Genomic DNA, 18,844 nt, shown 5'->3' with positions numbered 1-18,844 from the left:
ATCTCTTATTATTTTATTATACGTCATTAACAGGTCGCCCTTACAGGGCTCTTTACCTTTTTACTTCTTACTTTCACCTTGGCTCTTATTTGAAAGTATACCCTTTGCTTTCCAATGCTCCTTTTAAGATGGCCATTCTTGCGAATACTCCGTTTTGCATTTGTTTGAAGACTCTTGATCTTTCGCATTCTACAAGATCCGAATCTATTTCCACTCCTCTGTTGATGGGAGCGGGATGCATGATGATTGCTTCTTTTTTCATGGCCTTTTCTCTTTCTTTCGTCAGACCATATCTTTTATGGTATTCTGAAGCGGTGAAACTCATTGCGGAATCGTGTCTTTCGTGCTGGATTCTTAATAGCATTAACACATCCACTTCGCCGATCAGTTCATCTACCGACATATAAGTTCCGTTGATCAGGGCTCCCTCGTCAAACCACTGTTCCGGTCCTGAGAAGTAAACTTTTGCTCCCAGTCTTCGTAGTGCCTCTGCATTTGAGTTTGCTACGCGGCTGTGTTTTACATCTCCTACAATTCCTACTTTCAATCCTTCAAACTTTCCGAATTCCTGATAAATAGTCAGCAAATCCAGCATACATTGTGAAGGGTGGTTTCCTGTTCCGTCTCCTCCGTTGATCACCGGAATGTTAATATTTTTCAGTTCTTCGAAGTATCTGTCTTTCTTATCGCGGATCACTACAAGGTTTACTCCTATACTTTCAATAGTCTTTACGGTGTCATAAAGACTCTCACCTTTGTTTACCGAACTGTGTGATGCATCAAAAGGAACTACCTGAAGTCCCAGTTTTCTTTCTGCAAGATCAAAACTTGTTTTCGTTCTTGTACTGTCTTCGAAGAAAAGATTTGAGCAAAAAACTTCTCCTTCAATTTTAGCAGTTTTACCGTTTGCAAAAGCCAGTGCTTCTGTCAGTATACTGTTGATTCTCTCGGTGCTTAGTTCTGTAATCGTAAACATAATTCTAATTTTTGGGCATAAAAAAAGCGAAGACAACAATCTTCGCTAATAACAATAAATATCGTAAAGGGCGCTTTCGCCCGGTAAATCTAATGATATAAATGCTTTTTTATTCATTAGGTGCAAAGATACAACAATTTTATGAACTGGCAAAAATTATGTTTAAAATAAATTAAAAACTTCAGTCTTTCCTTATTCTCATTTAAAATTAATATTTTTGTTAACACTCAAATTTATTCTATGGATTTAAAAGACAAAATGATTCTCAGCATTATTCAGGAAGACTCTACGCTATCGGTTAAAGAAATTTCCGAAAAGATAGGTCTTACCTTTACTCCTACGTATGAGCGAATCAAACAACTGGAGAAGCAGGGGATCATTCAGAAGTATGTGGGACTTTTAAACCGTGAAAAACTGGGGTTAAATATTGTAGTCTATTGTAATGTCCGTCTCAAGGAACAATCCAAGAAAGTTTTGGAAACTTTTGAGAACCATATCGGAAAATATGATGAAGTACAGGAAATCATCAGCCTTTCCGGAGAGTACGACTATATGTTGAAGATTATTGCCAAGGACATCAATTCTTATAACGAATTTGCGGTTAATGTTATTTCAAACATTCCCAATATCGGGCAGTACCACAGTTCCATTGTCCTTCATGAGGTAAAAAAATCTACCAAATTCAAAATTGATCTGGAATAATCCTTCTATTTTAAACTCATTATTTATTTCTATTTCACTTGCTGAAAATCTTTGGATTTTCTTGTGTCTTAAAAGTAATATTTATCATACAATTCCTTGCGCCTTTGCGTATACCAACATTTTTCGATTTTTATAATCTCTTATTTTGTTAGAAAACGCAAAGACGCAAAAGAAATTTATAAACTTTATGTAATAAGGAGCAAAGATTTTATCTCCGATAAAATTTTATGCAGCAGATTTCCTTAATTAACCTTGAAATCTTCAACTACCTTAATGGTTCAATTTATCAATCATCAAATTCAAAGAGCAGAGTAAAATCCAACCATTAAGATCACTTAAGCAGATAAGATTTAAGATTAAGGCTTCCACAACGAAAAGACAGCAGGCTAAAATAATTTTAGAAATTCTACTGATTTTTGCCTAAGTTTTGATGATCCTAATGGCTTAGATTCTAACCCAATAATTTATTTTTCAGTTTATTGAACTGATATTCTATTTTATCCAGACAAAGATTTCCTATACTTCCCTGATGGGTATGTTCAAGGTTGCCGGGTTCAAATTCAAACGTATTGTTTTCAATCTCCTGCCCTACTTTTACATAAGCATCACGGAAAGAACTTCCGCTTTTCACCTCTTCATTGATCTTTTCCACACTGAAAAGGTATTTGTATTTCTCGTCCTCCAGAATCCCGTCTTTCACCTTAATATTCGGTAAAGTATAGCTTAAGATTTCCAGACATTCCTTTAAAGAATCTATCGCCGGGAAAAGAATTTCTTTTGTCAGCTGTACATCTCTGTGATATCCTGAAGGCAGATTGCTTGTTAGAAGGATCAGTTCGTTTGGAAGTGACTGAATTCTGTTGCATCGTGCACGAACCAGCTCAAAGATATCCGGATTTTTTTTGTGCGGCATGATACTGCTTCCCGTAGTAAATTCTTTTGGAAAGCTGATAAAATCAAAGTTCTGGCTCAGATAAAGACATACATCATAAGCGAACTTGCCAAGCGTTCCCGCTAAAGTAGCCATCGCCATGGCCAGCATTTTTTCTGACTTTCCACGGGTCATCTGAGCGTAAACAGAATTGTAATTCATGGACTGGAAGCCTAAGTTATAGGTGGTACTTTCACGATTGATCGGAAAAGACGAACCATAACCAGCAGCTGATCCCAGTGGATTTTTATTAATGATATTCTTCACTGAAAACAGCATTTCCACATCATCCAAAAGCGCTTCTGCATAAGCTCCGAACCACAACCCAAATGATGAAGGCATCGCAATCTGGAAATGGGTGTATCCCGGAAGCAGAACATTTTTATGCTGATCTGCCAGCTGAATTAAAATCTGAAAAAACTCGTCTGTAAGGGCTGTAATTTCACGGATTTCATCCAATAAATACAGTTTGATATCCAGTAAAACCTGATCATTTCTTGATCGTGCCGTATGGATTTTCTTTCCCGTATCTCCTAATTCTTCAATCAGGATCGCTTCTACCTGAGAATGGATATCCTCAGCTTCTTTATCAATTTCAAAAGTCCCATCCTCAATTTGATTTAAAATACTACTTAAAACAGATAACATCTGCTCTGATTCTTCTTTTGTAATAATGCCGGTTTCTGCCAGCATTTTACAATGTGCCATAGAACCTTTAACGTCATATTTGGCTAAACGCTCGTCGAAGTCAAGATCTTTACCGACTGTAAATTGATTGACTAATATATTGGTGGCAAGGTCATCCTTCTGCCATATTTTTTTCATGATAATATTTGATTTAAATATTTGTTGGTTTTGACATGCCCGGCAAGGCAATCCTTATTACTAATAACTATAAAAAAACATTTCCTTATGTAAAGCTTTCATTTTTAATTTTCTTTTTGCATAAATCTTATTAAAAACTGAACTTCTAGAGCCTGCCGGACGGAGTCAAAACATATATTGAGCTGAAAGCCTGAGGCTGGAGGCAGGAAGCTAATAACATACTGCAATAACTTCCCTCTTCCTACACCCATCTTCCATTTTTATAACACTTTTTCTAAAATGCTGATGTAGATTTCTATTCCTTCTTCTATTTCATGGATATAGATAAATTCATCTGCTGTGTGAGAGCGCCTGCTGTCTCCAGGACCTATTTTCACTGATGTACATGGAATAATCGCCTGATCTGAGGAAGTAGGAGAACCGTAGGTTGTCCTTCCGATTTCAATTCCTGCTTTTACAAACGGATGATCCATTTCAATCTTGGAGGAATTCAGCCTGAACGATCTTGCCGTCAATGTAGATTTCATCTGAGACTGGATGATTTCAAATGCTTCATGATTGGAATATTCATCCGTTACCCTCACATCCAATGTAAAATTGCACGATTCCGGAACCACATTATGCTGTACTCCTGCATGGATTCCTGATAAAGTCACTTTAACTTCGCCCAGATATTCTGAAACCTTCGGAAATTTAAAGGAAAGAATATTCTGCAGATCCTGCATACATTTTACAATTGAGTTATCATCATTAGGATGAGCGGCGTGAGAAGGAGTACCTTTCATTTCTCCATCAATCACAAGAAGTCCTTTTTCTGCAATCGCCAGGTTCATCTGCGTGGGTTCTCCTACAATGGCGAGTTCTACGTTGGGTAGCTGCGGAAATAAGGCTTCGATTCCATCAAATCCTGAAATCTCCTCCTCTGCCGTCAAAGCAATAACTAAATTATATTTTAAATCTTCTTTATCATAAAAATGTAAAAAAACCTGTGCCATAGAAACCAGAGAAGCTCCTGCATCATTGCTACCCAATCCGAACAGTTTACCTTCTTTTTCGATCGGTACAAATGGATCAAGTGTATAAGCTTTATTAGGCTTTACCGTATCATGATGGGTATTCAGTAAAACAGAAGGCTTAAACACATCAAAGTGTTTGTTCACCGCCCAGATATTGTTTTTAAAACGTTTGGTAGGAATCTGATGTTTTTTGAAAAAATTTTCAATCTCTACCGACGTATTGAATTCATCTTTACTGAATGAAGGAATCTCAATCAAATTTTTAAGCAATCCGACCGCGTTATTCAACAGTTCTTCTTTATTATAAACAGATTTCAGTTCCTGCATGATGATTTTCTATATGGTTTTTCAGTTCTGTTTCTTTAATCAGAAACACTTTATTTACATTATTTTTTATCGCTCCAAGAGCATTTTCAAGTTTGGGTAAAATCCCTTTATGAAGTTTTCCTTCTTCTTTTAATACCGTGAATTCTTCTTCATTGACAGTTTTGATCACAGATTCCGGATCGTTTACATCTCCTAAAACACCTTCTTTATCAAAACAATACAACAGTTCAACTTCATATTTCTCAGACAAAGCCTGAGCCATCACAGAGGCAATGGTATCAGCATTGGTATTGAAAAGATTTCCTTTTCTGTCGTGGGTAATCGCAGAAAACACAGGAACAAGATCCAGCTTGATTAATTTTGATACGAGCTTCCTGTTCACACTTTTTTTTGTAATATCCCCCACAAATCCAAAATCGATTTCAGGATGTTCTCTTTTCTTAGCTTTAATTAAATTTCCGTCTGCCCCCGAGAATCCTATGGCATTGCATTTTTTCTGCTGCAGCTTTTCAACAATATTTTTATTAATTCCTCCCGCATACACCATCGTTACAATGTCCAAAGTTTCTTTATCCGTAATCCTCCTGCCATTGATCATTTTCTGTTCAATGCCCAGTTTATCAGCCAGCGTTGTTGCCAACTTGCCACCGCCATGAACAAGGATTTTCTTTTCAGTAATTTCAGAAAACTGTTCTAAAAATTGGTTTAATAATTCCTCATCATCTATTAAAGCTCCGCCAATTTTTATGATGTATAACTTTTCTTTCATTGTAAACATTTTGGGATACTTGATCTTTTCTATCCTTGTCAAGGTTTTGAACCTTAACAAGGATTATTTTAAGCTTTTAATTCATCTAAAATTTCACTGAATACGGCTTGTGCTGAGAAAATCCGGTTTTTTGCCTGCTGATATATGATAGAATGGTCTCCATCCATCACCTCATCACTCAATTCTACATTACGGCGAACCGGAAGGCAGTGCATTACTTTCGCATTATTGGTATGGGCTAATTTTTCATTCGTCAGCATCCAGTTTCCCTTCACTTCGGGCATTGCAGCATAATCATCAAAAGAAGACCAGTTCTTCACATAGATAAAGTCTGCATCTTTCAAAGCTTCATCCTGATCATGGATTACTTTCACATCTTTGGTAAAGTTTTTATCTAAATCATACCCTTCGGGATTAGCAATCACCAATTCCACATCCATTTCCTGCATCCATTCTGCGAAAGAATTTCCAACAGCATGAGCGATAGGCTTGATGTGCGGCGCCCATGTTAATACTACTTTTGGTTTATGGTCTTTTTTCCAGTTTTCTGTAATGGTGATGCAGTCTGCAAGACTTTGTAAAGGATGGCGTGTAGCTGATTCCAGAGAAATGACAGGTACTTTTGCATGCTTTTCAAACTGGCTTAATATGCTTTCATTCACATCATCTTCTTTGCTCTTCATCCCTGCAAAACAACGTACCGCAATGATATCACAATATTGATTTAAAACTTCAATAGCGTCTTTGATATGTTCTACCGTGTCGCCGTTCATTACCGCTCCATCAGCAAATTCAAGATTCCAGGCTTCCTGTGCTGCGTTTAACGTCAATACATTCAACCCAAGATTCTGAGCTGCAATCTGACTGCTCAGACGGGTTCTTAAACTTGAATTTAAAAATACAAGTCCGATTGTTTTTCCCTTTCCTTTTTCTGTTTCAGTAAGGGGGTCTGCTTTTATCTGTAAAGCTTTTTTTATGATTTCCTGTAAGTTTTCTACATCACTTACAGAGGTAAATTTTTTCATTTTGAATTGATTTTAAAGATTGTGTTTACACATTGATTGTTGATCTAACCACAAAAGGCACAAAAGTTTTTACTAAAACACTTTAGAACACTTAAGTTTTAAAAGTTGATTATTTTGAAAATATATAAGCTCACATAGGAAGAAAATCAAAGATTTTCGAAAACTTAAGTGCACTTCTTAAGCCTTTAGTATTTTCTTAAAATCACTTAAGTGTTTAAATTCTTTTGTGACTTTTATGGTTTAAATATTTCCAAGCACTGCTTTCAAAGCATTGATGAAAAGATCCGTTTCCTCTTTTTTGATATTCAGTGCCGGAAGAATCCTCAACACGGTTTTATCATTAGAGTTTCCTGTGAAAATATGATGATCAAAAAGGAGCTCTTTCCTTACTTCTGAACAGTCTCTGTCGAGTTCTATTCCGATCATCAATCCTTTCCTTCGGATGGATTTAATATGTGGTAAATCTTTAATTTCATTTTCAATATACTCACCCATTTTCTGCGCATTTTCGATAAGATTTTCATCTTTCATAACATCCAGAACAGCAATAGAAGCGGCACAGGCAAGGTGGTTTCCTCCAAATGTCGTTCCCAGCAAACCGTTGCTTGCCTGGAATTTAGGATGGATCAAAACTCCACCCACAGGGAAGCCATTTCCCATTCCTTTAGCCGTCGTAATAATATCTGCTTCTACACCAAATTCCTGATGCGCAAAGAAATATCCGCTTCGCCCGTATCCGGACTGCACTTCATCCAAAATAAGAACAGTATCATATTTTTCACACAGTTCTTTGATTTTAGATAAAAATTCCGGTGTCGGAATCATAATACCTCCTACTCCCTGAATTCCCTCGATGATCACAGAAGAGATTTCATTTCCATATTTTTCAAAGGTTTCTTCAAGCTGTTGTACATCATTCCATTCTGATTTGATAAATCTTTCAGAAAAATTAACCGGAGCTACAATTTTCGGATTATCAGTCACTGAAACCGCTGCAGAAGTTCTGCCGTGGAATGAACCTGAAAAGTAAAGCACTTTGCTTTTCCCGTTATGAAAAGAAGCCAGCTTCAATGCATTTTCATTCGCTTCTGCTCCGGAATTACACAGGAAAAGGTTATAATCTTCATATCCTGAAAGCTTTCCTAATTTTTCTGCCAGTTCAGTCTGTAATTCATTCTGAACAGAATTGGAATAGAAGGAAATTTTTTCAAGCTGATCTTTCAGCTTATTCTGATAGTGTGGATGGTTGTGCCCGATAGAGATTACAGCATGACCTCCGTAAAAATCAAGATATTGTTCTCCCTTATCGTCCCAAAGAAAAGATCCCTGAGCTTTTACCGGATTGATGTTGAATAATGGATATACGTTGAATAAATTCATTTTTTTATTTTTTATTTTTCTTTTGTCTTAAAACAAAAGAAACAAAAGTTCAAGACCTGGAAACTTCCGCTAAAAATTAGTTCTATTCACTAAAAATTCTAAAACTTGTGCGAAATCCGAATTGGTTCTTCGGTTCTCTATTTTCCTCGCACTTCGAACAGTAGAATTTTCTTAACGTTCATAGAATTAATTTTCTTAACGCTCCATTTTCCCTAAGTCGGATTTACTTTCTGTTAAAATTCTCAATTACTTACCGTCAATTTAAAATGCTATCGGTTTCAGGTTTAATCCTGCATTTTCTTCCCAGTTCATAGCCAGATTCATATTCTGTACGGCCTGCCCCGAAGCACCTTTCAACAAATTGTCAATCGCTGAGTGAATAACGACCACATTTCCACTCTTTTCGATTTGAATCACACAGCGATTGGTATTGACAACCTGCTTTAAATCCACTGCCTTCCTGCTTACTGTAACAAAAGGCTCCTCTGCATAAAAATCCTGATACAACTGTTCTATTTCCTCCAGCTCCAGATCCGTCTTCATGGTGGAACTTGTAAAAATCCCTCTTGCAAAATCTCCTCTCCAAGGAACAAAGTTCAGGTTTACTTCTTTATTATTGAATGAAATCAGCTGTTGTAAAATCTCATCCACATGTTGATGTGTTAAGGTTTTATAAGCTGATACATTATCATTTCTCCAGGTAAAATGAGTCGTTGCCTGCAGAGACTGCCCGGCTCCTGTAGAACCCGTAATCCCTGTGGTAAAGACTTCATTCAACACTCCTTTTTCCGCCAATGGCAGCAAGGCCAACTGAATAGCCGTAGCAAAACATCCCGGGTTGGCAATACTCTTAGCACCCGTTAGTTGTTTTTTATTAATTTCAGGCAATCCGTAAATAAAATCTCTTTTTCCGAAATTTCCTTCTAAACGAAAATCGTTTCCAAGATCAATCACCAGCGTTTCATCTTTGACAGGGTTTTGAGTTAACCAGTTTTGACTTTCTTTATGCGGAAGACACAGAAAAAGAATATCTACGTCTTCAGATTTATCCGTCAAAACCATTTCACAAACCGTCGTTAAATCCGGGTACAGATCTGAAATTTTTGTTCCCGAATTCGAACGACTATATAAAAAACTCAATGTCACATGGGGATGAAAAGCCAGTAAGCGTATCAGCTCGCTGCCTGTATAACCGTTGGCACCAATTATTCCTACTGTTTTCTTCATTTTGATTCTGACAGATTTTTGTTCTGCCTTTCATTACATCCTTGCGGAACTAGTTGATATTCTGGTTAATCTGGTGGTATATATTGAGAGAATTGCTTACAATCTTAGTATATCCTTTCACATCATTGCCTGTCCATGCTCTGTTCGCTTCTCCATAGCTTCCGAATTTGTCAGACATCAGATCATGAGCAGATTCAATTCCATTCAAAATAAATCTGTAAGGATGAAGAGTTACAAATACTTTCCCGGTTACTGTTTTCTGAGAATCTGTCAGGAAAGACTCAATATTTCTCATGACAGGATCTAAGAAAAGTGCTTCATGAAGCCAGTTTCCATACCAGTCGGATAACTGCGACTTCATCATTTGCTGATATTTTGAAAGCGTATGTTTTTCCAATAAATGATGTGCTTTGATAATCACCGATGCTGCAGCTGCTTCAAATCCTACCCGTCCTTTAATTCCAACAATAGTATCACCTACATGAATATCACGGCCAATTCCATATGCTGAAGCCAATTCTTCTATTTTTTGAATGGCATATACAGAGTGCTCAAAGCTTTCTCCATTGACAGCTATAACTTCTCCGTTTTTAAACTCAATTTCAAGTTCTGAAGGCTGAGTTTCTTTAATCTGGGATGGAAAAGCTTCTTCCGGCAGGTAATTTCTGGATGTCAGTGTTTCTTTACCACCTACTGAAGTTCCCCAAAGGCCTTTATTGACAGAATACTGCGCTTTCTGGAATTCCATTTCATAACCGTGTTCTTTCAAAAACTCAATTTCTTCCTCACGGGACAAAGCCATATCACGGATAGGCGTAATGATTTCGATATTCGGGCACATTACCTGGAAGATCAGATCAAAACGCACCTGGTCATTCCCAGCTCCTGTACTTCCGTGAGCAATAGCATCTGCCTGTACTTCAATGGCATATTTTGCAATTTCCTGCGCCTGAATAGTACGCTCAGCACTTACAGAAAGCGGATACGTATTATTTTTCAATACATTCCCGAAAATCAAATATTTCACACATGAATTATAGTAATCTTCCTGAGCGTCTACGCACCTGTATTCTTTTACTCCAAGGTTTAAGGCTTTTTTCTCCAGTTCTTTTTCCTCTTCTTTTGAAAAACCTCCGGTATTTACAGTAACAGCATACACATCATATCCCAGTGTTTCACTAAGATATTTAGCACAATAGGAAGTATCTAAACCTCCGCTAAACGCTAAGATGACTTTCTTTTTCATCTGGACTCTTTTTATTTTTATTAATGGTCATATGAAATTCATCAAAATCTTTCTGAATCATTCCATCATATTTATTTTCAGGCAGATTATTCACTACCTCCTCTTTTTTTTTATCGTTTTCAGGAACAAACAACATGGCTGTACACAGACAGTTTTTACGTTCCTTCATCATTAAAATCTCATAGTTTACACAGTTTTTGCAGCCGTTCCAGAATTCTTCATCCTGAGTCAGTTCAGAATAGATCACGGGTTTATATCCCAAATCACTATTGATTTTCATCACCGCCAAACCTGTTGTTAATCCAAATACTTTCGCATCCGGATATTTGTCTCTAGATAACTGGAAAACTTTCTGCTTGATCTGAGTCGCTACTCCCCCGTTCCTGAATTTCGGTGACACAATCAGCCCCGAATTGGCCACAAACTTCCCGTGCGACCAGGTCTCTATATAACAGAAACCTACCCACTCACCGTTTTCAGTGGCTACCACAGCATTGCCTTCTGAAATCTTCTTACTCAAATATTCTATGGAACGTTTTGCGATACCCGTTCCTCTACGCTGTGCAGAATCGTACATTTCCTGCTGTATTTCACTCACATACATTAGATGTTCGCATGAGGAAATTTCTATTTCCATTTATTTATCTAAATTTTTTGGCAAATTTAAAATATAATTTCTTTTAAATCCAAATAAAAAAGATATTTTTTTTGTTTTAAAATTTTAAACAGGTAAAATTATCTTTATTGAAAAATATACATTTGCTAATTTATTATATATTTGCTAAAATAATATAGTTATGGAAAAAACCTGTCCTAAATGCAAGAGTATCAAAATAGTAAAAAGCGGCATTATCAACAATAAACAGCGGTTCCACTGCAAAGACTGCAATTATTATTTTACCGTTAAAAAACTGGGAAAACAAATTGACGATTACTACGTAACCAAAGCTCTTCAGCTTTATCTGGAAGGTTTAAGTTACCGTGAAATTGAAAGAATCATCGGGGTTTCCCATGTTACCATAAGCTCATGGATTAAAAAATACAATATCACAAGACCTCCCCATTCTGAATTCCATCCTGTTTATAAAATATTAAAACAAAGCGAACTGATTGAGTATATCGCTCATGAAGAGAATATTAAAAACTCAGGAATTATCATCACCCAATTTGCTGATAAGTATATGCTGATTAAATGGGAACGGTTTAAGAAGTAGTACGGGGTACGAGTTACGGGATGCGCGGTTTCGGGATGCGAGTTACGAGGTTTAAAAACCGAGGTGAAAATACTCTTGCAAAAAACTGTATATCAAATCTTTAAAAAATTATATTTTTAAAATATCGAACCCCAAACCTCGAACCTCGAAACCCGCATCCCGAATCACAAAACCCCGAAACCCGAAACCCGAATCCCTCACCTCAAAACTCAAAGCCTCACCAACATAAACTATACTATTACCACTAATATATATTAAATTTTCATAAATAAATTATTAATTACAATTTGGCATTCACAAAAAACAACGCCAAAAATTGATAATTTATGAAGAAATTACTTACATTCATTGGATTAGCTTTAATCAGTAGTTCCGTATACTCACAAGGTTCTCCTGATTATGGCAGTGGCTTAAAAATTAACCTCAACCAAAACGGGGATAAATTCGTCAGATTTATTTTATGGGACCAGTTTTGGGTAAGAAATACATCTATGAACCCCGGAACCATGGTAGGCGGTGAACCTGCTGACAACTCATGGAGCCTGGGAAACAGAAGGTTACGTGCATTAACGTACGCACAGATCTCTAAGAGGTATATGATCCTGCTCCATTTTGGAATTAATAATCAGACTTTCATCAATGGCGGCGCTTCAGGCACCTCAGGAACAGGAGGCTATGGAAACGGAAAGAAAACCCAGCTGTTTTTTCATGATGCCTGGAACGAATATGCAGTTATTTTACCTGGAGAAGCGGGAAAATTCAGTTTAACTTTAGGGGCCGGGCTTCACTATTATATGGGACTATCCCGTATGACCATGGCTTCCACGCTTAACTTCCTTACATTAGATTCGCCTGTTTTCTCATGGCCGTTAATTGATAATTCAGATCAGTTTGCAAGACAGCTCGGAATGTTTGCCAAAGGAAAATATGGAAAACTCGAATACCGTTTTAGCTTAAATAAACCATTTGCTACGGACCTCGTTCCTGTGAATGTGACAGATCCTTCAAAAGCAGTCGCTGTTGATAATAACGGAAATCCCAGTTTTTCAAAGGCAGGATATGTTGAATATCAATTCCTTGATGAAGAATCCAACACCCTTCCTTTCAAAGTGGGATCTTACCTTGGAACAAAGAAAGTTTTCAATGTAGGCGCAGGTTTTTATCATCAGGCTGATGGAACAAGAACTTCCATCAATTCAAATATTGAAAAACACGACATCACTCTTTTCGCGGTAGATGCGTTTGCAGATATACCTTTGGGTGAGGCAAAAAACAAAATGGCCGTTTCTGCCTATGCCGGATATTATAATTACAATTTCGGACCGAACTATGTAAGAAACCTTGGAACGATGAATATTGGCGCCTCTGATCCTAATTTCATCGGGAATAAAGCCATTGCAGGGCCAGGAAATCTGCAGCCAACCATCGGAACAGGTAATATTATCTACGCTCAGGCGGGTTTACTATTACCAAGTCAGGCAGAAAAGCCAAAGATCAGAATACAGCCTTTTGCAGCTTATACCCACAAAAGCTTTGAGGCTTTCGATAAATCTTCATCACAGTTTGATGTAGGCGCCAACTGGTTCATAGACGGACATCACGCAAAAATAACAACACAATATTCAACAAGACCTGTTTATACAAATCCTACGGAAAGTCCTTCTTCTAAAGGGGAATTTATTGTACAATTTCAGATCTACCTATAAAATTTAAACCATTAAGAACCATAAATTAAGATAGATCAGGGATACTTTCTCAAGATTCAAATAATTTGACTTTTTGTCATTGACTACGTCGAATCTTTGATTTCTGACGAAGGAAGAATCTTATTAACAACCAGAACTACATGAGATTCTTCATTACATTTCATTCAGAATGAAACTTTGAAATAATCCCAAAGCAATGAACTTAATCATAAAATCCTTAATGGCTAAAAAAAATCAAATTAACATCCTATTCCACTAACATCAAAAACTAATCAATATGAGCGAAAATCATCACGAAAGCTACGAAAATATGACCGACAGGCAGAAAAACCGCACCATCTGGAGTGTGATCACTGCCTCATCTCTCGGAACATTGATAGAATGGTATGACTTCTATATCTTTGGAAGTCTGGCCGTTGTTTTAGCCACCAAATTTTTCCCTGCGGATAATCCTACTGCCGCATTTTTATCAACCCTGGCTACTTTTGCTGCCGGATTTGTAGTAAGACCTTTCGGGGCATTATTTTTCGGGAGACTGGGAGATCTTATCGGAAGAAAATATACCTTCCTGGTTACGTTACTGATTATGGGATTTTCCACTTTCCTGATCGGATGTATTCCAAGTTATGAAACCATTGGATTTCTGGCACCGGTTTTAGTTTTAATTTTAAGATTACTTCAGGGACTTGCTTTAGGAGGTGAATACGGAGGCGCTGCCACGTATGTCGCAGAATACGCACAACCTCATCGCCGCGGATACTGGACCTCCTGGATCCAGACTACAGCAACAGCCGGACTTTTCATTTCACTGATCGTTATTCTGATCACCAAGACCACTCTTTCTGCAGAAGAATTTGATACCTGGGGATGGAGAGTTCCATTCTGGATCTCCATTCTGATGGTGGCCGTATCTTATATTATCAGAAAGAACATGAAAGAATCTCCCCTTTTTGCGAAAGCCAAAAGTGAGGGTAAAACATCCAAAAACCCTTTAAAGGAAAGCTTCGGGAATAAATACAATTTCAAGTTTGTTTTGCTTGCTTTATTCGGAGCTGCGATGGGGCAAGGTGTGATCTGGTATACGGGACAATTCTATGCCATGAGTTTCCTTCAAAAGGTCATGAATGTAGAATCGGCACAGGTAGATTCATTGATGGCTACGGCTTTATTTTTAGGAACACCTTTCTTTGTATTCTTCGGATGGCTTTCTGACAAAATCGGCAGAAAAGCAGTGATGATGACCGGAATGCTGATCGCTATTTTAGCGTACAGGCCTATTTACGACAGTATGTTTAAGAGTGTCAACCTCGAAAACAAAACAATTGCAGTCAATGGAATTACAGAAAAAAGAACGGCGAAAATCCACAATGATATTGCGACAGACAGCCTGGTGACTTTTCACAAAGAAACACTTTATACGGACGGAACTTTAATTAAAAAAGACAGCGTAGTTCATTGGTCACCCTCAGGAGTTGTTATGAAAGATGGAAAACCGGAGGAAGCCAAAGTTTCTCAAAGTTTAAAATTAAGTGACAACACCAAATGGTATCTGGTATTCCTTGTTTTCATCCAGGTGATCTTTGTAACCATGGTTTACGGGCCTATCGCTGCTTTCCTTGTTGAAATGTTCCCTGTGAGAATCCGTTACACCTCAATGTCATTACCTTATCACATTGGAAACGGGGTATTTGGAGGACTTCTTCCGGCAGTAGCCACTTATCTGGTAACCACAGGAAAAGAAGCAGGACATGCAACATGGTATCTGGAAGGACTCTGGTACCCGATTGGAGTCGCTGCCGTATGTTTGGTCATCGGATTATTTTATCTTAAAAATAAGAACAATAATCTTCACGATTAGGTACTGAATCACTTAAATTTTTATTAATTTTAAAACTACTAAAATGAACGGACTAAAAAAAATATTAGGCATTCTCTGGATCGCAATAGCAGTAATTGTGGGTTACTTCGGAATTACCGTACTGGGAATCCCAAAAATAACTTCCGGAAAACAGGAAGATCTGGTTTTTGGCATCATCATTCTTTTTGTACTGATGCCGATTATCTCAGGCGGAATGGCAGTTTTCGGTTATTACGCCTTAAAAGGAGAATATTCTGACAATAAAATTTAAAAGCAATATGGATAATTGATGAATGTAGTCATTCATCAATTATCTTTTATCAAAAATCATTTATGAAAAAAAGACACGAACAAAAACTTATCATACTGAGCGTAGGGCTTATGATTGCTTTCAGCATTCCTATTTCACTGCTTTTCAACAGTGACAGGGAAATTTTGGGCTATCCTATGATCCTTATTTACCTGTTCGTGGTCTGGATGATTTCCATTGTGATTTCTTTTGTAATTGTAAAAAGACATGATGAGTAGTTTCGCATTATTTTTTGTCGTTCTGTTTTATCTGGCCCTCCTTTTCTTAGTTGCCTACCTGGCAGAGAAGAAAAGAAGCAAGCTTTGGATCAATAATCCATACATCTATGCTTTATCCCTTGCTGTATATTGTACCGCCTGGACGTATTATGGAAGTATCGGAGTGGCAGCGACAAGCGGATTAAACTATTTACCAATCTACATTGGACCTATTATGATTATTCCGGCATGGATATACATCAACACCCGGATTGTAAGAATTTCAAGAGTCAATAAGATAAGCAGCTTAGCTGATTTCATTTCATTAAGGTATGGTAACAGCAGAAGCCTGAGTGCCATTATCACGATAGTCTGCCTTCTGGCGATCGTTCCTTATATCGGACTTCAGATCAAAGCTATTTCTGAAACATTTCATTTGGTAACTGAAACTCCGATGTCGAAAGATATCCTTACTGATAATGCAACTTTCGTGGTAGTTTTAATCGCCTTATTTTCTTCTTATTATGGAACACGATATGTGGATGCTTCAGAAAAAAGGCTTGGAATTATCTCCGCCATTGCTCTGGAGAGTTTTTTAAAGCTATTTTTCATTATCATTCTCGGATTTTTTGTCATTTATTATGTTTTTGATGGTTTCTCTGATATTTATGAGAAAGCCAGTAAATTTGAAGACTTTAAAGAAAAAAACACCTTCAACGGAATTGAAGGTGCCCTGAACTGGATGGTTCTCTGCATGATTTCTGCAACAGCGATCTGCATTCTCCCAAGACAGTTCCACACTGCCATTGTTGAAAACAGGCAGGAAAAACACATCAGAACAGCTATTTGGTTTTTTCCGCTTTACCTTCTAATCTTCACTGTATTTATTTTCCCGATAGCCTGGGGAGGAAGATTAATTTTTGACGGACAGAAAGTAAATCCCGAGTTCTACTCTATCCTGATTCCACAGCATTTCGACAATACTTTGATCACAGTATTCGTCTTTCTTGGAGGATTGAGCTCATGTATTTCCATGATCATTATCTCTGCCATTACCTTATCCATCATGCTTTCCAACAATCTCATCATTCCATACGGATTACTGGGAAAATTAAAATCTGAAAGCGAGGAGCAAAATACAAGAATCATCACCAATATCAGGAAGTTCAGTATTTTCGCATTGATCATTATGGCTTTTGCCTTCTATAAATATTTCATTCTGAAGACCTCGCTTGATTCGGTAGGATTAATCTCATTTGTCGTGATTGCACAGCTGGCACCTGCATTTTTCGGAGCTTTATTCTGGAGAAGAGGAAGTTATAAAGGTGCTGTTACAGGACTTTTAGCCGGATTGGTAATCTGCTATTTCGGACTGATTATTCCCCAGTATTATTTTTCGTACAATCAGGAATTTAAAGGGGTCTTGAGGGATATGTATAATGCTTTCGGTTTTTTTACCATTCCTTATTTAGGAAGAATTCCACAGATCTTTTTCTGGTCGATGCTGGTCAATACAAGCCTGTTTACCATTGTTTCCGTAAGTTCAAAAGGAAATTACCGCGAAAGAAACTTTGCTGAGCTTTACGTAGACATTGATAAGTACATTCAGAATCATGAGAATGCTTTTATCTGGCGTGGAACCGCCTATATTTCAGACATTCAGAATATTCTGGAACGTTTCTTAGGTAAGAATAAAACGGAACAGGCCTTAAGGATTTTTAATTTAAAATATAACATCGACTCCAATACTGAGACTGCCGATTCAAGGTTTATCAAATTCTCAGAAAACCTTTTGGCAGGAAGAATCGGTACAGCTTCCGCAAAAATATTGATTGAAGGAGTAACCAAAGAAGATAAAATATCGTTAAAAGAAGTTTTAAATATTCTCGAAGAATCACAGGAAAATATCAGCTTAAATAAAAAGCTTACCGAACAGTCTGCAGAACTTCAGAAATTGTCTAATGATCTGAGAACTGCCAACGAAAGTCTGATTATTAAAGACCGCCAAAAAGACGATTTTCTGGATTCTGTCGCTCATGAGCTAAGAACTCCGATTACGGCCATCCGTTCAGCAGGAGAAATTTTAGCGGATGACGATGATATTCCTTTTGACATCAAACAGGAGTTTTTAAACAACATCATCACAGAATCCGACAGATTAAGCGAAATCATCAATGATATTCTTTATCTGGACAAACTGCAGCATGGTGAAATCTCTTTGCATATTCAGGAAAACAATATTGTTGACACGTATAAAAAAGCATTGAATCCGCTTCTTCACCTGATACAGCAGAAAAATATTCATTTGAGTGAAGTTAATCTCCTGAATCAGTCTATATTTGAATATGATGAAGCAAGAATGATTCAGCTGTTTCAGAATATCTGGGGAAACGCCTTAAAATTTACGGAAGAACACGGCACCATTCAGACCAAATTGTTTGAAAAAGACCAGCAGCTGATCATTACCATTTTCAATACGGGAAAGCATATCCCGGAAGAGGATCTGGAAATGATTTTTGATAAATTTTATCAATCAAAAAACCAAAACATATTAAAGCCTACAGGAAGCGGACTGGGACTGGCCATTTCCAAAAAAATTGTAGAGGCACACGGAGGAAGTATAAAAGCAGAAAACAGCGGACTGGGCGTAACTTTCACCATCAACATTCCCAAAAAAACTAAAAAAGAGATTACAGATGAAGTTGAACACCATTAAAACCTTCTTATGAGAAAGATAATTATTGCAGATGACGAACACAAAATATTGATGTCGTTGGAATACAGTTTTAAGAAAAACGGATATGATGTTTATATTGCCCGTGACGGAATGGAAGTCCTTGACTTTCTGAAAACCATGGTTCCGGATGTGATTCTTCTCGATATCATGATGCCCAATCTGGACGGCTACAGCACGCTCGATCTCATTAAGCAGGACGAAAAACTAAAGGATACTAAAGTCATCTTTCTGAGTGCCAAAAACAATCCAAGAGATATTGAAAAAGGATTGGAAATGGGAGCTGACGCTTACGTTACAAAACCCTACTCGATTAAGAAACTGATGCAGCAGATTGAGGAGATGTTTTAAGAGATTGCTTCGCCTGCGGCTCGCAATGACACGCAGACACTAAACACAAC

General features: G+C 37.4%; 17 protein-coding genes. 8 read left to right on the top strand and 9 right to left on the bottom strand.

The window, feature by feature from the left end; all coding sequences use genetic code 11:
- Positions 1 to 85: 85 nt before the first annotated feature.
- Positions 86 to 976, bottom strand: coding sequence for an aspartate carbamoyltransferase catalytic subunit (locus V0410_RS00500; RefSeq protein ID WP_110011104.1), 891 nt, complete (start codon positions 974 to 976; stop codon positions 86 to 88).
- A 240-nt stretch (positions 977 to 1,216) separates the two neighbouring features.
- On the opposite strand from V0410_RS00500, the gene V0410_RS00495 reads away from it, so the two are divergent.
- On the top strand, positions 1,217 to 1,678 hold the full coding sequence (locus V0410_RS00495; RefSeq protein ID WP_002980286.1) for an Lrp/AsnC family transcriptional regulator: 462 nt from the start codon (positions 1,217 to 1,219) through the stop codon (positions 1,676 to 1,678).
- 451 nt (positions 1,679 to 2,129) lie between these two features.
- Here V0410_RS00495 and argH read toward each other — a convergent pair whose 3' ends face one another.
- The 8 genes from argH to V0410_RS00455 all read right to left on the bottom strand — a co-directional run bounded on the left by argH (position 2,130) and on the right by V0410_RS00455 (position 11,061).
- On the bottom strand, positions 2,130 to 3,434 hold the full coding sequence (gene argH / locus V0410_RS00490) for an argininosuccinate lyase (protein ID WP_330745854.1): 1,305 nt from the start codon (positions 3,432 to 3,434) through the stop codon (positions 2,130 to 2,132).
- A 260-nt stretch (positions 3,435 to 3,694) separates the two neighbouring features.
- Positions 3,695 to 4,777 carry a M20 family metallo-hydrolase gene (locus tag V0410_RS00485; protein ID WP_330745853.1) on the bottom strand — a complete coding sequence of 361 codons (1,083 nt, stop codon included), beginning with the start codon at positions 4,775 to 4,777 and terminating at the stop codon, positions 3,695 to 3,697.
- Positions 4,752 to 5,546, bottom strand: a complete 795-nt coding sequence (gene argB / locus V0410_RS00480; RefSeq protein ID WP_330745852.1) for an acetylglutamate kinase — start codon at positions 5,544 to 5,546, stop codon at positions 4,752 to 4,754. The genes V0410_RS00485 and argB overlap by 26 nt, the downstream gene beginning before the upstream one ends.
- Before the next feature lie 68 nt (positions 5,547 to 5,614).
- Positions 5,615 to 6,571 (bottom strand): N-acetylornithine carbamoyltransferase, encoded by a 957-nt coding sequence (locus V0410_RS00475; RefSeq protein ID WP_330745851.1) that lies wholly within the window; start codon positions 6,569 to 6,571, stop codon positions 5,615 to 5,617.
- Positions 6,572 to 6,811: 240 nt separating this feature from the next.
- Positions 6,812 to 7,951 (bottom strand): aspartate aminotransferase family protein, encoded by a 1,140-nt coding sequence (locus tag V0410_RS00470; protein WP_330745850.1) that lies wholly within the window; start codon positions 7,949 to 7,951, stop codon positions 6,812 to 6,814.
- A gap of 261 nt (positions 7,952 to 8,212) precedes the next feature.
- Positions 8,213 to 9,178, bottom strand: a complete 966-nt coding sequence (gene argC, locus V0410_RS00465; protein WP_330745849.1) for an N-acetyl-gamma-glutamyl-phosphate reductase — start codon at positions 9,176 to 9,178, stop codon at positions 8,213 to 8,215.
- Between the two features lie 49 nt (positions 9,179 to 9,227).
- A complete protein-coding gene (gene argG / locus V0410_RS00460) occupies positions 9,228 to 10,424 on the bottom strand; it encodes an argininosuccinate synthase (protein ID WP_330745847.1) in 1,197 nt (398 codons plus the stop codon).
- Positions 10,396 to 11,061, bottom strand: a complete 666-nt coding sequence (locus tag V0410_RS00455) for a GNAT family N-acetyltransferase (RefSeq protein WP_330745846.1) — start codon at positions 11,059 to 11,061, stop codon at positions 10,396 to 10,398. Before V0410_RS00455 ends, argG begins: the two co-directional genes overlap by 29 nt.
- A 160-nt stretch (positions 11,062 to 11,221) precedes the next feature.
- Here V0410_RS00455 and V0410_RS00450 point away from each other — a divergent pair, with 160 nt between their 5' ends.
- The 7 genes from V0410_RS00450 to V0410_RS00420 all read left to right on the top strand — a co-directional run bounded on the left by V0410_RS00450 (position 11,222) and on the right by V0410_RS00420 (position 18,794).
- A complete protein-coding gene (locus tag V0410_RS00450) occupies positions 11,222 to 11,638 on the top strand; it encodes an IS1/IS1595 family N-terminal zinc-binding domain-containing protein (RefSeq protein WP_330745845.1) in 417 nt (138 codons plus the stop codon).
- 326 nt (positions 11,639 to 11,964) lie between these two features.
- Positions 11,965 to 13,344: a porin gene (locus tag V0410_RS00445; protein ID WP_330745844.1), complete on the top strand. Its 1,380-nt coding sequence runs from the start codon at positions 11,965 to 11,967 to the stop codon at positions 13,342 to 13,344.
- A 277-nt stretch (positions 13,345 to 13,621) separates the two neighbouring features.
- Positions 13,622 to 15,202, top strand: a complete 1,581-nt coding sequence (locus V0410_RS00440; protein ID WP_330745843.1) for an MFS transporter — start codon at positions 13,622 to 13,624, stop codon at positions 15,200 to 15,202.
- A 43-nt stretch (positions 15,203 to 15,245) separates the two neighbouring features.
- Complete coding sequence (locus V0410_RS00435) at positions 15,246 to 15,473, top strand: DUF6814 family protein (RefSeq protein WP_330745842.1); 228 nt, start codon at positions 15,246 to 15,248, stop codon at positions 15,471 to 15,473.
- A 62-nt stretch (positions 15,474 to 15,535) separates the two neighbouring features.
- Positions 15,536 to 15,730, top strand: coding sequence for a hypothetical protein (locus V0410_RS00430; RefSeq protein ID WP_330745841.1), 195 nt, complete (start codon positions 15,536 to 15,538; stop codon positions 15,728 to 15,730).
- Positions 15,723 to 18,425 carry an ATP-binding protein gene (locus V0410_RS00425; protein ID WP_442879204.1) on the top strand — a complete coding sequence of 901 codons (2,703 nt, stop codon included), beginning with the start codon at positions 15,723 to 15,725 and terminating at the stop codon, positions 18,423 to 18,425. Before V0410_RS00430 ends, V0410_RS00425 begins: the two co-directional genes overlap by 8 nt.
- Positions 18,426 to 18,434: 9 nt before the next feature.
- A complete protein-coding gene (locus V0410_RS00420; protein WP_110011117.1) occupies positions 18,435 to 18,794 on the top strand; it encodes a response regulator transcription factor in 360 nt (119 codons plus the stop codon).
- The last annotated feature ends 50 nt before the right edge of the window (positions 18,795 to 18,844 follow it).

The organism is Chryseobacterium sp. CP-77, from assembly GCF_036362765.1.
Lineage (GTDB): Bacteria > Bacteroidota > Bacteroidia > Flavobacteriales > Weeksellaceae > Chryseobacterium > Chryseobacterium cupriresistens.
Note: the sequence above shows the minus strand (reverse complement) of the source record. Positions and strands in the feature narration are given on the sequence as shown.